This window comes from Kitasatospora sp. MAA19, from assembly GCF_029894125.1.
Classification (GTDB): Bacteria; Actinomycetota; Actinomycetes; order Streptomycetales; family Streptomycetaceae; genus Kitasatospora.
The window spans coordinates 13,482-26,693 of sequence record NZ_JARXYZ010000028.1; the positions used below are offsets into that span (position 1 = coordinate 13,482).

Sequence of the window (13,212 nt, forward strand, 5' to 3'; positions counted from 1 at the left end):
TCGAGGGCTGGCCCCTCGGACCCGAATCCGCAGGTAGTTACGGCGGCCGGGAGCTGATACGACGACAGGTGCACTTCCCATGTGAGGAGATCGAGGTTTCTACGCCTAATCGACTCGAACATGAAAGTGCACCTGTCCGGTGAAGAAGATATCGCGTCGCCGTACCGTCTCCCGCGCCTCCGGTAGGCGCTGGACCAGGCTGAACGCCCGTGTGCTCGCCGCGCTGCCGGTCGCCGAGAAGATCGTGGCCGGTGAGGCCTTGTTCCGGCTCGGGGTCGGCCACTACGTGCGTAGGTCTGGGCCGTCCCGTTGGTCGGCCGGACGGCCGAGGGCGCCAGCGGGACGAAGCCGGCCGGCAGGCTGGAGTGGCGCACCAGGTCGGGGTGGCCGATCCGGCCGGTGTGCATGATCTGGGCGAAGATCCGCCCGTCCGCCGCGGGCACCGCGTCGGTGACCGTCCGCCAGGCCCGGAGCTGCTCGGTGCTGTGCAGGCCGGGGGTGCGGACGAAGCCCTGGCCGGCGGCGCTGGGCTGGCTGCCCTCGGTGATGATCACCGCGGCGGAGGCCCGTTGGGCGTGGTAGGTGGCGGCGGACGGACCCGGTACCCCTTCGCGGTCGGCCCGGTTGCGGGTGAGCGGGGCCATCGCGATCCGGTTGGGGAGGGTCAGGTGGCCCATCGTGATGTCGTCGAACAGGGTTGCCATGGCGTACCTGCACTCCTTCGTCGGTGCGGTCGGTGGGCCCCGCCGGGTCTGCACCCGGTCAGGCCGGTTCCTGGTCGTAGCGCTGGAAGATCTCCCGGAGCCGTTCCTCGGTCGCCTCGTGCGGCAGCAGCGCGCTGATCTCCTCGAAGTGCCGCTCGTAGCCGGCCGGGTTGATCACGCTGAGCAGCTTGCCGGGCTCGTCCCCGATGTTGGTGAAGCCGTGGGCGGCCTTGCGCGGCAGGTAGCAGAACCCGCCGGGGCCCACCTCGGTGAGCTCGTCGCCGGCCCGGAACCTGAACAGGCCGCTCACGACGTAGAAGGACTCGGTGTGGGTGTGGTGCAGGTGGGGCGGCGCCCCGGTTCCGGGCGCGAACGCGGCCTCGATGATGGCCAGCGAGCCCGCGGTGTCGTCACCGCCGACCTTGAGCGAGAAGCGGTTGCCGAAGACGGTGAGTGGAGTGCCCTCCCCGCCCGGCAGTACCACGTACTTCGCGTTCTCGGCGTCCTGCCAACTGGTCACGGCTGTTGCTCCCTCGCGAGTGGGTGGTGGTCCGTCGCGGCCGCCGAGGACGGGGTGGTCGGCGGCCGCGACGGACCGGCTTTCGGTCAGCCCTTGTCGATGGTGGCCAGCAGCGGCGCGGCGTAGCGGTCACCCGCGGTCGCCGGGACGAGGTCGGCGATCCGCTTCAGGTCCTCAGCGGAGAGCTTCAGCTCGGCCGCGCCGGCGTTCTCCTCGATCCGGGACGGGCGACGGGCGCCGAACAGCGGCACCACGTCCTCGCCCTGGGCCAGCACCCACGCCAGCGCGAGCTGGCCGGCGGTGGCGCCCTTCTCCTCCGCGACCACGGCGACGGCGTCGGCGATCGCCTTGTTCCGGGTGAAGTTCTCACCCTGGAACCGCGGGTCGTGGCGGCGGAAGTCGGACGGGTCGAGGTCCTCGGGCGAGTTGAAGCTGCCGCCGAGGAAACCGCTGCCCAGCGGCCGGTAGGCGGCCAGGGCGACGCCGAGCTCGCGCGCGGTCGGCAGGATCTCGTCCTCGACGTGGCGCTCCCACAGCGAGTACTCGGTCTGCAGCGCGGCGATCGGGTGCACCGCGTGGGCCCGGCGCAGCGTCGAGGAGGCCGCCTCGCACAGGCCGATGTGGCGGACCCGGCCCGCCGCCACCAGCTCGGCCAGCGCGCCGACGGTCTCCTCCACCGGGACGTTCGGGTCGATCCGGGCGAGGTAGTAGAGGTCGAGGTAGTCGGTGCCCAGACGGGAGAGCGACAGCTCCACCGCCTCCTTGACGTACGCCGGGGTGCCGTCGACGACGCGACGGCCGTCCGGCAGGGTGCGCATGCCGAACTTGCTGGCCAGCACGACCTCGTCGCGGCGGCCGGCGATCGCCTGACCGGTGATCTTCTCGGCGGTGCCCGGGCCGTAGAAGTCGGCGGTGTCGATCAGGTTGATGCCCGAGTCGAGGGCCTTGCGGATGGTGGCCACGGACTCCTGCTCGTCCGCTGCGCCGTAGCTGCCCGCCATCGCCATCGTGCCGAGGCCGAGGGCGGAGACGCGCGGGCCGTTGGTGCCGAGCTGCCTGGTGGTCATGGTTCTCCGATCAGTGATGAACTGGCCGCGCGGGGGATCCTGCGGCCGGATGAAGGCTGGTCCGCCCCGGTGCCCGCGAAACGTCGCGGGCACCGGGCGAACCGTCCTACGAGAGTGAGGTGTCGGTGGCGGCCGCGGCCGCCATGCCCGCGGCGGCCGACGAGGCGGCGGCCGCCACCGAGCCGGCGATGGCGGATATCAGGCGGTCGCCCTGGTGCACCCCTCCCAGCTGCCCGGCCCCGCCGTCCCGGGCGTGCCCGCGTACGTCGCCGACTACCTGCTCGACACCACCCGGGCCGTCGTCAACCTGGTCCGCCACCGCGTCCTCACCCGCCACCCCGGCCTGCGCGTCATCCTCGCCCACGGCGGCGGCTTCCTCCCGTACGCCTCCCACCGGGTCGCGCACGCCCCCAACGTCTGGGGCGACCGCACCCTCGACCAGGTCCTCGCCGAACTGCGCCGCTTCCACTTCGACACCGCGCTGTCCTCCAGCCCGGCCGGTCTCCCCAGCCTGCTCGCCTTCGCCGACCCGATGAACATCCACTACGGCAGCGACTGGCCCTTCGCCACCGACGACATCGACTACTTCCTCGCCGGTCTCGAATCCCACCCCCTCGACGACACCACCCGCGCCGCGATCGACCGCACCAACTCCGCCCGCCTCTTCGCCGGGGCGGCGTTCCTTGAGAGCGGCCGGTCCGAATAGCGGGTGCCCCGGCCCAGGAGCGTTGCGACGCTTCCGGACCGGGGCGGCTGGGACCGAGTCTGACGGTGTATCAGCTGATGGACCAGATCTGCAGGGCGGAGCCGGTGTCCGGCTGCTGGGTCACCAGGGCGCCGTCGGCGGTGGAGGCGGTGGTGAGGGCGAGCCCGCTCTGCTGCGAGGTGATCGTGTAGCCGCCGGCGACGGGGGAGACCAGCCAGCGCTGGTTGGCGCCCCCGGTGCACGCCCACTGGACGATCGGGTTGCCGGCCGCCGTGGAGCCGCCGCTGTCGTCGAGGCAGAGCTTCGACTCACCGTTGGCGATCCGGTAACTGCCGTCGGACTGCCGGGTGAAGACCCAGTTCTGGTTGGCGCCGCCGTTGGGGGTCCAGGTGACGAGCTGGGTGCCCTGCGCGGTGGAGTGGGCCGGGTCGTCGAGGGCCTTGCCCGAGACGGTGAGGGTGTGGGTGCCGTCGAGCGAGGCGGTGCCGGTGGGGGTCAGCGTCAGGGTCTGGTCGGCTGCGGCACGGGTGCCGCCCACGGGATTGCCGGTGGTGTCGGTCCAGGACCGGGTGGGCGTGGTTTCGGTGAGCCGGCCGGTGCCGGAGGTCATGCCGAGCACCAGGCCGCTGTAGCGGTTGACCAGCCGGACGGTTCCGGTCGGCGCCCCGGTGTCGGTCCGGCCGGGGATGACGAACCACTGCTGGCCGACGGTGGGTCCGTTCGTCCCCGGCGCGGTGACGGTCGGCGCGGTGCCCCAGGCGCGGGTCGCCGTGCTGTCGGAGCCGACGCCCAGCAGCCGGCCGGTGGCGGAGTTGAGGATTCGGTACGAGCCGTCGCCGTTGGAGGCGAAGCTCCACGAGGCCAGGCCCGATCCGGTGGCGGCCGGCAGCGAGGTGGTCGCCGGGCCGCCGGAGGTCTGGGCGAGCACCCGGCCGGAGCCGTTGGCGATCCGGTAGGTCCTGGTCACGTCGACCGGCGCGGGGGCGGGTGCGGAGGAGTCGAGGGTGATGTCGACGTACTCGCCCGAGGCGCCCGCCGAGCAGCCGAACGCGCAGTAGGAGCGGAAGTTCCTGCCGACGATCGTGGAGCTCGTCCGGTTCGCGCTGTCGACGAACCACCGGTACCAGGAGGCCGTGTGGTAGCCGCCGGTGTCACCGATCGGGTACCACTTCTGGGTGGCGAGGTTGTCGGTCGCATAGAGGTGCTGCGGTGACGAACCGTCCTGGTTGACGGCCTGCGGCTCACCGATGTACAGCCCGAGGTGGGCGTCGTAGGTGATGTCCATGACGAACAGGGGCGAGGTCGGGGGCATCTTGCCGGCCGCGATCTGCTGGCTCGCCGTGCCGGTGTTCGCCGGGTCGTACTCGGCGGAGACGGGGGTGTAGCCGGTGCTGTTCGAGGAGTCGACCGGCACGATGTTGCTCTCCCGGCCGCCGGTGCCGGGCTGGCTCCAGGCGCCGTCGTACCACTTCTGCCACGAGTCGGGCGCCATCTTGGCGGAGATCGGCGCGCGGGCCACGTGCTCGTAGAAGGCCGTCCAGCTGCCCTTCTTGTCGAGGATCCGCGAGCCGTAGTAGACGTAGAAGTAGCCGGAGGCGGTGTCCGCGAACAGCCGTGGGTCGCCGTCGCCGTAGGAGTACGTCTCGTTCGGGAACGCGGTGGTGTCGCCCCGCGTGGTGCTGTACGGCGAGGTGAGGACGTGGTTCCTGATGGTCCACGTGCGGCCCTGGTCGCTGGAGACGGCGTAGTCGATCGCGTCGTAGTGCAGGCCGTCGCCGAAGGGCTGCGGGGTGAACTCGTTGTGCACCAGGCCGTACCAGTCGCCGGTGTCCGGGTCGACCCAGACCCCGGTGAGGTCGCAGTAGTTCTTCTGGGCGTAGCCGGAGCCGGCGGGCGCGGCCGTCGCCTCCCGGCCGGTGGGGCTGTTGTTGCAGCGCCAGGTCGTGTCGTTGTTCGCGTCCTGGGAGTTGGCGGGGTTCACCGCGTTGCTGATGGCGGCGGAGCGCTTGGCGGTGTCGAAGTCCTTGCCGGTGAAGAAGTCCCAGTAGCGCGGGTCGCTCGCGCCGTACAGCGCGGCGGACTGCTGGAAGTAGAACGTCCCGTCCTTGTCCAGGTACGGGGCGGCCGGGGTGTCGGTCGGCGTCCGGTACGGCACGGGGGAGCCGACCCCGATGGTGTAGGTCGCCGTGGTGGGTGTGGCGGGGGCCGCCGACGCGGTCGGCGCCGCGAGGGCGCCGCCGGCCAGGGCGGTGGTCGCGGCCGTGAGGGTGGCCACGAGGGTTCTCAGAAGGGATGGCACAGGCACTCCTTCGGGTGGGGGCGTACTGCTGTCGCGGACTCGGCGTTCGGTCCGCGGCGCGGCGGCCACGGGGGTGTGGCCGCCGTGCCTCCTTCCGGTCAGGGCGGGAGGAGTCAAGGGGGGTCAGGCCTGCGACATCCGGAAGTCGTAGGCGGGCGGCACCGGGGTCCCCGGGTGGACGGCGAGCCAGAGGGTGTCCAGCGAGTCCTCGCCCTCGCGCATGTTGTCGACGCGGATGCCCTCGGCCAGCAGCCGCCGGACCCGGTCGTCGTCGCCCGAGGCATGCGCCGCCTTCGCCTCCGCCAGCTTGATCCGGCCGTGCTCGCGGACGGTCCGGGGGAACTGCTCGATGACCTGCAGGGCCTGCTCGGGACGGCCTGCCCGGAGCAGCGCGTCGAGGAGTTCGACGGTGAGCTCCTGGCCGTCCGGGCGCAGCCGGTGGGCCTCGACCATCAGGTCGGCGGACTCCTCGGCGTCGGGCGTCAGAACGGCCAGGGCACGCAGGGCCCACGGCGTGGGCAGCTCGCCGATCGAGCGCTTCCAGGCCGCGCGGGCGGCGTCGTCCTCGCCGTCGGCCAGGCGGAGCAGGCCGAGCTGGTAGAGCAGGTGCCAGTCCGGTTCGCCCGCCTCCAGCAGCTCGCGCCAGTGGGATCCGCGGACCGGGGCCGCCGGCGGGTCGCTGATCGGCAGCCGGCCGGTGCGCGCCAGGGCCAGCCAGGGGGCCTGTTCGCGCTCGCAGGAGCCGAAGGGCAGTGCGGGGGTGGGAGCGAGCAGCCCGGCTTCGACCTCCAGCGCCCCCCAGCCCGAGCCGCGTGCCAGCACCTGGTCCGGCGCGGGCAGCCCGGCCGCCCACCCGGCGGCCGCGGCCAGCTGCTCAGGGCTGACCAGCGCGTCCAGGGAGGCCCGGGCGGCCGCCCGGGCCTGCTCCCAACTCCCGTGCACCGCTTGGGGATCGGCCTGGAGGAGTCCGTAGGCCTCGACCCAGGACCAGCGCGCGCCGGCCGGCATCGGCAGGTGCTCCAGCTGGGTCCTGGCCAGCCCGGCCTGGATCTCCAGGTAGGCCGAGTCGGGCCCGGAGAGCCACTCCTGCCAGTGCCGGCCGCCGGTGCCGGTGCCCCAGTGGAACAGCTTGCGGCCGCGCAGCCGGTCGGTGGACGCCTGGACCAGGCCGGCCCCGGTCTCGTCCAGCGCGGTGATCCACCGGCGTTCGCCGTCCGGGATGTCCAGGAAGTAGTCCGCCGCGCGGGGCAGTCGGCCGGGATAGCTGCGGTCGGCGCCCTCGTGGTCGGGGAAGGCGACCTGTCGCAGATCGGCGGTGTAGTCGAAGTGGAAGGCGCGGTCGGCGGGGCCCACCACCCGGGTCCGCTCCGTCTCGGGCACGGCGATGTTGGACCACCAGTAGACCGGGACCTCGGCTTCGGTGGGGTTGTGGACGGAGACGTTGACGTACAGGACCGGGGAGCGGGCCGGCAGCCAGGCGTCGATCTGCAGCACCAGCTGCCGCAGGCGTTCGAACTCGTACATCCGCAGCACGGGCGTGCCGTCCGCGGCGGTGACCCGTACGGCGTGCAGCGGCTCGCAGGTCAGCGGCCAGTGCCCGGTGGTGCCGAGGTTCCACTCCACGCCGCCGGCCACCCAGGCGTCCCGCAGGGCGAGGTTGGCCGGTTGCAGGACCGGGTTGCGGTGCAGCAGTTCGCGGCCCGAGGGACGGTGCACCAGCGACCAGAGCCGGCCGCCGTAGCCGGGCAGGAAGGTGGCGGTGAGCTCCTCGTTCTCCAGGACCACGGTGGGCAGTTCGCGGGTGGTGCGGGAGCGGTCGTAGCCGTCCTGAGCGGTGTACGGGAGCAGCGTGTGCGGGCGGCCGTAGCCCAGCCCCCGGCGCATCTCGGGATCGGCGGCCTCGGCGTCCTCGGCGACGCGGGCGGGCAGGCCGTGCAGGATCGGCAGCAGGCCGGCGACCGGCTCGGCCGCGCCCTCGACGCGCAGGACGCCGGTGCGCAGCGTCGAGGGCGGGGCCGACGGTTCCAGGGCTGACGGGTTCAGGGGTGACGGGTTCAGGGGTGATGAGCTCATTTGCCGATCCCCACCGTCATGCCCTGGATGATCCGGGTGCCCAGCCAGGAGAAGAGGGCGAGCATCGGTGCGAGGATGAGGCAGACACCGGCGAACATGGTCCCCCAGTCCATTCCGTTGAGTTGTTCGGTGGCCACGAAGTCGGCCAGGGACACCGGCAGGGTGATCTTGTTCTCGCTGTGGTTGAGCACCAGGGCGAAGAGCGTCTCGTTCCAGGCGCCGATCACCTGGAGCAGGAAGGCGGTGATCAGGCCGCCGCGGGCGACCGGGACGATCACCTGCAGGAAGGTGCGCAGCGGCCCGGCCCCGTCGAGGGTGGCGGCCTCCTCCAGGACGGCGGGCACGCCGCTGAAGAAGCCGGTCAGCAGGTAGACGGTGAACGGCATCGCCAGGCCGACGTAGACCAGGATCAGACCGAACAGACTGTCCGTCAGGTCGACCTGCGCCAGGCCGATGAAGAGCGGGACGACCAGGACCTGTCCGGGGACCCCGAGGCCCATCGCGAAGGTCATGGTCAGTGCGGACGAGGTGCGGGTGCGGCGGCGGGCCAGCACGTAGGCGGCGGGTGCGGCCAGGGCGACGGCCGCCACCGAGGAGACGGTCGCGACGAGCACGCTGTTGAGCGCCGCCCGGCCGAACCCGCCCTCGTTCAGCGCCCGTCCGTAGTTGCCGGGCTGCGGGTCGGTCGGCAGGCCGAAGGGGTGGGCGAAGATGTCGCTGCTGCCGCGCAGCGAGGTCAGGAAGACCCACAGGATGAGCAGCAGGTCGGCGGCGACGACGACCCAGACGACGGCCCTGGCGATCCGCATCGCCGGTCCCGCGGCTCGGTGCTTGGTACGCACGGGAGGTGCCTTTCTCGGGTGGGGTCAGTACTCGACGGCGGTGCGGCGCATCAGTCGGCGGAGCGCCAGCGTGATCACCCCGACCATCACGAGGCTGACCAGGGCGGCGGCCGTGGCCATGCCCAGTTGCGGGGCCGAGGTCTGCGGGAACGCCTCGGTGTAGACGTACATCGCGGTGTTCCAGGTGCTGACCGGCGGCTGGTTCGAGCTGCTGCCGCCGTACATCAGGATCAGTTCGAAGATCTTCACCGAGCTGACCGTCCAGAGCACGGCGCAGACCGAGATCACGTCCCAGGCCAGGGGCAGGGTGACGTGCCGGAACCGCTGGAAGGCGCTCGCGCCGTCCAACTCGGCGGCCTCGTAGAGGTATTCGGGGATCTGGTCGACGGCCGCCATGATGATGGCCGTGTAGTAGCCGGTGGCCGTCCAGACCAGCGTGGCGACGATCATCGGGAAGAGGTTGTCGGTCGCCAGCCACTTGGGCGGCGCCGCCACGCCCAGCCAGTGCAGCACGGTGTTCACCGGGCCGTCGGGGGAGAACAGGAAGCCGGCCGCGATGCCGAACACCATCGCGTTGACCAGGCACGGGAAGAAGAGCACCGACCGGGCGAACAGCCGGGCCCGCATCTCGCGCAGCACCAGGGTCAGCGCCAGGCTGATCGCGAAGGTGATGGCGCCGCCGACGACGAGGATCTCCAGGGTGTTGAGCAGCGAGGTGCGGAACGCCGGATCCCCGAACAGGACCTGGTAGTTGTGCAGGCCGCGCCACTGCTTGGCGCCCATGCCGTCCCACTTGTACAGGCTGGTCCAGGCGGCGTAGCCGATCGGGGCCAGGAACAGGACCGCGTAGACGAGCAGTGCGGGGCCGGCGAACGGCCAGAAGATGCGCCGGTGTTGGCGTTCCAGGGGCGCGGCGCCGGAGCCGGCCGGCGGCCGCCCTTCGCGCCGGACCGCGGTGCGGTCCTGGAGTGCGGTGGCCATGGGATCAGTCCTGCGACTTCCAGAAGGAGACCTGGTCGGATTTCATCGTCGAGACGAACTGCTCGGCGCTGGTCTTGCCGTGCCACAGGTCGAGGAAGTTCTGGTTGAAGACCTTGGTCGGGTAGCTGCCCGCGACGCCGCCGTACGTGAGTCGCACCGGCGCGGAGTTCAGTGCCTTCTGCACGTCGGCCAGCACCGCGGGGGCCGGGATGTCCGAGCGCGGGGTGATGTTGCCGGCCTCCGTGGAGATCCCGCCGAGCACCTTCTGCTGCTGGAAGTAGGCGATGAACTTCTGCGCGGGGGCGACGTTCTTGGCGGTCCTGGGCATCGAGAAGCCGAAGAGCATCGAGTCGGCGTTGGTGGCGCCGGGCGGCAGCATCGCGCCCATCTTCCAGTCGGCCGGGACCTGCTTGGCGACCTCGTCGGTGACCCAGCTGCCGTCGCTGTAGAAGGCGGCCTTGCCGGCCGACCAGTTGGTCTCCTGCGCCGGGAACTTGGTGGCGTCGTAGCCGCCGAGCAGGTAGCCGCCCTTGACCAGCTGCTCGACCTGCTGCACCGCGGTGAGCACCGCCGGGTTGTCCCAGCTCGCCCCGGACTTGTCGGAGCTCAGGGCGCTGAAGTCGACGCCGCCCGCGGCCAGCAGGTAGTCCAGGGTCAGGCCGTTCTCCCAGGCGAGCTCGCCGTCCGAGGCCAGGCAGGCCCGGCCCTTGGCCTTGAGGGCGTCGCAGACCTTGAGGAAGTCGGCCCAGGTGGCCGGCGCGGTGGGCATGGCGGCGGCGAGGTCGGGGTCGGCGGCGTTGTAGAACAGGCCGGCCGAGGAGACCTCGTACGGGATGATGTAGTGGTTCTTGCCGTTCGGGTCCTTCGGCAGGGCGTCCAGGTACTTGGCCGGGATGACGTCGGCGACCTTCTTGCCCTCGCCGGGCACCTCCATGCCGAGCACGTCGGACAGGTCCAGGGCCTGGCCGGCCTGGGCGGTCGCGGCGTAGACGGCGTCGGCGCCCTGGTCCCACAGGTCCGGGGCCTGGCGGGCGGCTATCGCGGGGCCGATCTTCTTGGTCACGTCGCGACCGGCCCAGGTGACGTCGACCTTGATGCCGGTGTCGCTCTGGAACCGGTCGATCGCGGCCTGGATCACCTTCGCCTGCGGTTCGCCCGCCCGCCACATCGACCAGTAGGTGAAGCCGCCCGCCTTGGCGCCGCCGCCCGCCCCGCCGCTGCCGCAGGCGCTCGCACCGGCCGCGAGCACCACGGCCGTCGCCACGCCGACGACGCGTCTGGCGGTCTTCGTCTTGCTGTTCATGCGCTGTTCCTCTCAACGGGACGCCCGCATCCGCCGTGCGTCGACGGGTTCTGCTCTGCACAGCAGCGCGCTGGGTGGGAACAGTAGGGTTCACTTGACCGGTAAAACAAGACCCTGTCGCGAGAGTTGTCGACCGATGCGAAGTCGTGACGTCGCCGACCTGTGGATCTTCACAGGTCGGCACTGTCGCAGGATGCGGGGAGGATTGACCGCCCACGCCGGCGGCGGTAGATTTGCCGGGCATTTCTTGGACCGGTAAAGCATTTCGGGAGTGGACGCTCATGGTGACGATGCAGGACGTGGCCGAGCGTGCGGGGGTCACCAAGCAGACGGTCTCCAACGTCGTCACCGGCCGGATCCCGGTGCGGCCGGCGACCGAGGCCCGGGTGCGGGCGGCGATCGAGGAACTCGGCTACACCCCGAACCTGGTGGCCCGATCGCTGGCCACCGGCACCACGATGACCGTCGGCCTGTTCGTCCCCACGGTGACCAGCCCCTTCTACTCCGAGATCGTCCAGGAGGTGGAGGACCTGCTGGAGCGCGCGGGCTACCACCTGCTGCTCTGCACGACCCGGCTGGACGGCGAACGCGCCCGGCGGCAGCTGGCCGGGCTCTCCAGCCGCCTGGTGGACGCGCTGCTGATCGCCGGCGACCGCGACCTGATCGACCACCTGCCGCTGCTGGCCGACGCCCGCTTCCCCGTGGTGCTGTGCGCCTGGGAGACGGAGGCGCCGGACACCCACCCGGTCGTCACCATCGACTACGAGCGCGCCGGCTACCTCGCCGGCCGACACCTGCGGGACCTCGGGCACGAGCGCGTCGCCGTGCTGGCCAGCCTCCCCTCGCACGCCGGCCGGGTGGCCGGGTTCCGGCGCGCCTTCGCCGCCGACGGCCTGACGATCCCCGACAGCGCGGTCTTCAGCACCCCCGAGTCGTCCGCCGCCGGAGGGTTCGCCGCCGCCGGCGCCGCGCTCGCCGCCGACCCCGGCCTGACCGCGATCTTCGCCACCCAGGACGTCCTGGCCCTGGGCGCGCTGGACGCGGCGACCGCGGCCGGGCGTTCCGTCCCGGAGGACCTGTCGGTCGTCGGACACGACGACATCGAGGAGGTCCGGCGTTCGCGTCCGCCGCTCACCACGGTGGCGATTCCCAAGCGCGAGATGGCGCAGCAGGCGATCGAACTGCTGCTGCGGGCCGTCAAGAGCGGCGGCGCGTCCACCAACGCCCTGCACCTGTTGCGGCCCACGCTGATCGTCCGGGAGAGCAGCGGTCCGGTCCGGGGCGACTCGGCCTGATCCGTACCGGCCCCGGCGGTGGCGCCCGGTGGGTCGGTTCCGGAACCCGCCCTCGGTGATGCGCCGCCGGTCCTTCTCCCTCGAATCGCCCTGCCCCGCGTCGCGGATCGTTCCGGTCCGAAAGTGCCCCGTGCCCGCCGGGCTCCGCGCAGCCCGGTGACCCGAACGGCCCCGTCGGCTTGCGCCCCTCGGGCAACCCCTTCGGCTTCCCTGACCGGCGTTCGGTCCGAACCGTTGCTATGACTGTGGTTGAGCCATTTCGTCCGGCTCCCATCCCCGAGGAGGCATCCTCATGGGTGCTGCAACAACCGACACCGACGTGGTGCACATTCTCTGGATCAACGCCGGTCTCAGCTGTGACGGCGACTCCGTCTCGCTGACCGCCGCCATGCAGCCGAGCATCGAGGAGATCGTCACCGGTGCGCTGCCCGGCCTGCCCCGGGTCGCGGTGCACTGGCCGCTGATCGACTTCGAGTGCGGCCCGGTCCAGGGCGCGGACAACTTCGTCGAGTGGTTCTTCAAGGCCGATCGCGGCGAGCTCGACCCGTTCGTCCTGGTCGTCGAGGGGTCCATCCCCAACGAGAAGATCAAGAAGGAGGGTTACTGGTGCGGGTTCGGCGACGATCCCGCGACCGGCCAGCCCATCACCACCAGTGAGTGGCTGGACCGGCTCGCCGCCAAGGCCACCGCCGTGGTGGCGATCGGCACCTGCGCCACGTACGGCGGCATCCACGCGATGGCCGGCAACCCGACCGGTGCGATGGGCGTGCCGGACTACCTCGGCTGGGACTGGAAGTCCAAGGCCGGGCTGCCGATCGTCTGCGTGCCGGGCTGCCCGATCCAGCCCGACAACTTCGCCGAGACGCTCACCTACCTGCTGTACCAGCTGGCCGGCTCCGCCCCGATGATCCCGCTCGACGACAAGCTGCGGCCGGCCTGGCTGTTCGGCGCCACCGTGCACGAGGGCTGCGACCGCGGCGGCTACTACGAGCAGGGCCAGTTCGCCACGGAGTACGGCACCCCCGAGTGCCTGGTGCGGCTCGGTTGCTGGGGTCCGGTCGTCAAGTGCAACGTCGCCAAGCGCGGCTGGACCAACGGCATCGGCGGCTGCCCGAACGTGGGCGGCATCTGCATCGCCTGCACCATGCCGGGCTTCCCGGACAAGTTCATGCCGTTCATGGACCCGCCGCCCGGCGCGCGGGTCTCCACCGACGCCAGTTCCGCGTACGGGGCGCTGATCCGCCGACTGCGCGCGATCACCCAGAAGACCGTCGACAAGGAACCGAAGTGGCGCCACAAGGGCGGCCGCCTGACCACGGGCTACCGCCCGCCCTGGTGACGCCCGGGGCCGCACGCCTGCGGGCGTGCGGCCCGTCGCCGCCGCCCGCTCCCCCTCCCCGCTCGTAGAGAAGGGCACGACAC

General features: G+C 71.7%; 10 protein-coding genes and 1 pseudogene. 3 read left to right on the forward strand and 8 right to left on the reverse strand.

The window, feature by feature from the left end:
- Nucleotides 1-326 precede the first annotated feature (326 nt).
- The 3 genes and pseudogenes from P3T27_RS30965 to P3T27_RS30975 all read right to left on the reverse strand — a co-directional run.
- Nucleotides 327-704 (reverse strand): annotated as a pseudogene (locus P3T27_RS30965) (alkene reductase); the annotation flags it as partial.
- A gap of 58 nt (nucleotides 705-762) precedes the next feature.
- Complete coding sequence (locus tag P3T27_RS30970; RefSeq protein ID WP_280684473.1) at nucleotides 763-1,224, reverse strand: cupin domain-containing protein; 462 nt, start codon at nucleotides 1,222-1,224, stop codon at nucleotides 763-765.
- Between the two features lie 86 nt (nucleotides 1,225-1,310).
- On the reverse strand, nucleotides 1,311-2,291 hold the full coding sequence (locus tag P3T27_RS30975) for an aldo/keto reductase (RefSeq protein ID WP_280684475.1): 981 nt from the start codon (nucleotides 2,289-2,291) through the stop codon (nucleotides 1,311-1,313).
- 214 nt (nucleotides 2,292-2,505) lie between these two features.
- Here P3T27_RS30975 and P3T27_RS30980 point away from each other — a divergent pair, with 214 nt between their 5' ends.
- Complete coding sequence (locus P3T27_RS30980; protein ID WP_280684476.1) at nucleotides 2,506-2,997, forward strand: amidohydrolase family protein; 492 nt, start codon at nucleotides 2,506-2,508, stop codon at nucleotides 2,995-2,997.
- A 70-nt stretch (nucleotides 2,998-3,067) separates the two neighbouring features.
- On the opposite strand, the gene P3T27_RS30985 is transcribed toward P3T27_RS30980, so the two are convergent.
- The 5 genes from P3T27_RS30985 to P3T27_RS31005 all read right to left on the reverse strand — a co-directional run bounded on the left by P3T27_RS30985 (nucleotide 3,068) and on the right by P3T27_RS31005 (nucleotide 10,495).
- Nucleotides 3,068-5,296, reverse strand: a complete 2,229-nt coding sequence (locus P3T27_RS30985; RefSeq protein WP_280684478.1) for an RICIN domain-containing protein — start codon at nucleotides 5,294-5,296, stop codon at nucleotides 3,068-3,070.
- 123 nt (nucleotides 5,297-5,419) lie between these two features.
- Nucleotides 5,420-7,369 (reverse strand): DUF5107 domain-containing protein, encoded by a 1,950-nt coding sequence (locus P3T27_RS30990; protein WP_280684480.1) that lies wholly within the window; start codon nucleotides 7,367-7,369, stop codon nucleotides 5,420-5,422.
- Nucleotides 7,366-8,211, reverse strand: coding sequence for a carbohydrate ABC transporter permease (locus P3T27_RS30995; protein ID WP_280684482.1), 846 nt, complete (start codon nucleotides 8,209-8,211; stop codon nucleotides 7,366-7,368). The genes P3T27_RS30990 and P3T27_RS30995 overlap by 4 nt, the downstream gene beginning before the upstream one ends.
- Before the next feature lie 24 nt (nucleotides 8,212-8,235).
- Entirely contained in the window at nucleotides 8,236-9,192 is a 957-nt protein-coding gene (locus P3T27_RS31000) for a sugar ABC transporter permease (RefSeq protein ID WP_280684484.1), read from the reverse strand.
- A 4-nt stretch (nucleotides 9,193-9,196) separates the two neighbouring features.
- Nucleotides 9,197-10,495: an extracellular solute-binding protein gene (locus tag P3T27_RS31005; RefSeq protein WP_280684486.1), complete on the reverse strand. Its 1,299-nt coding sequence runs from the start codon at nucleotides 10,493-10,495 to the stop codon at nucleotides 9,197-9,199.
- A 281-nt stretch (nucleotides 10,496-10,776) separates the two neighbouring features.
- Here P3T27_RS31005 and P3T27_RS31010 point away from each other — a divergent pair, with 281 nt between their 5' ends.
- The gene (locus P3T27_RS31010; RefSeq protein ID WP_280684488.1) at nucleotides 10,777-11,790 is read left to right on the forward strand and encodes a LacI family DNA-binding transcriptional regulator; all 1,014 of its coding nucleotides are present in this window, start codon (nucleotides 10,777-10,779) and stop codon (nucleotides 11,788-11,790) included.
- Nucleotides 11,791-12,082: 292 nt separating this feature from the next.
- Complete coding sequence (locus tag P3T27_RS31015; RefSeq protein WP_280684490.1) at nucleotides 12,083-13,129, forward strand: hydrogenase expression protein HypE; 1,047 nt, start codon at nucleotides 12,083-12,085, stop codon at nucleotides 13,127-13,129.
- Nucleotides 13,130-13,212: the final 83 nt, after the last annotated feature.

Bases quoted from the DNA above. Each gene is read 5' to 3' on its own strand.
- P3T27_RS30975 (WP_280684475.1), bottom strand. From the start codon at position 2,291: ATGACCACCAGGCAGCTCGGCACCAACGGCCCGCGCGTCTCCGCCCTC.
- P3T27_RS30990 (WP_280684480.1), bottom strand. From the start codon at position 7,369: ATGAGCTCATCACCCCTGAACCCGTCACCCCTGAACCCGTCAGCCCTG.
- P3T27_RS31000 (WP_280684484.1), bottom strand. From the start codon at position 9,192: ATGGCCACCGCACTCCAGGACCGCACCGCGGTCCGGCGCGAAGGGCGG.
- P3T27_RS31005 (WP_280684486.1), bottom strand. From the start codon at position 10,495: ATGAACAGCAAGACGAAGACCGCCAGACGCGTCGTCGGCGTGGCGACG.
- P3T27_RS31010 (WP_280684488.1), top strand. From the start codon at position 10,777: ATGGTGACGATGCAGGACGTGGCCGAGCGTGCGGGGGTCACCAAGCAG.
- P3T27_RS31015 (WP_280684490.1), top strand. From the start codon at position 12,083: ATGGGTGCTGCAACAACCGACACCGACGTGGTGCACATTCTCTGGATC.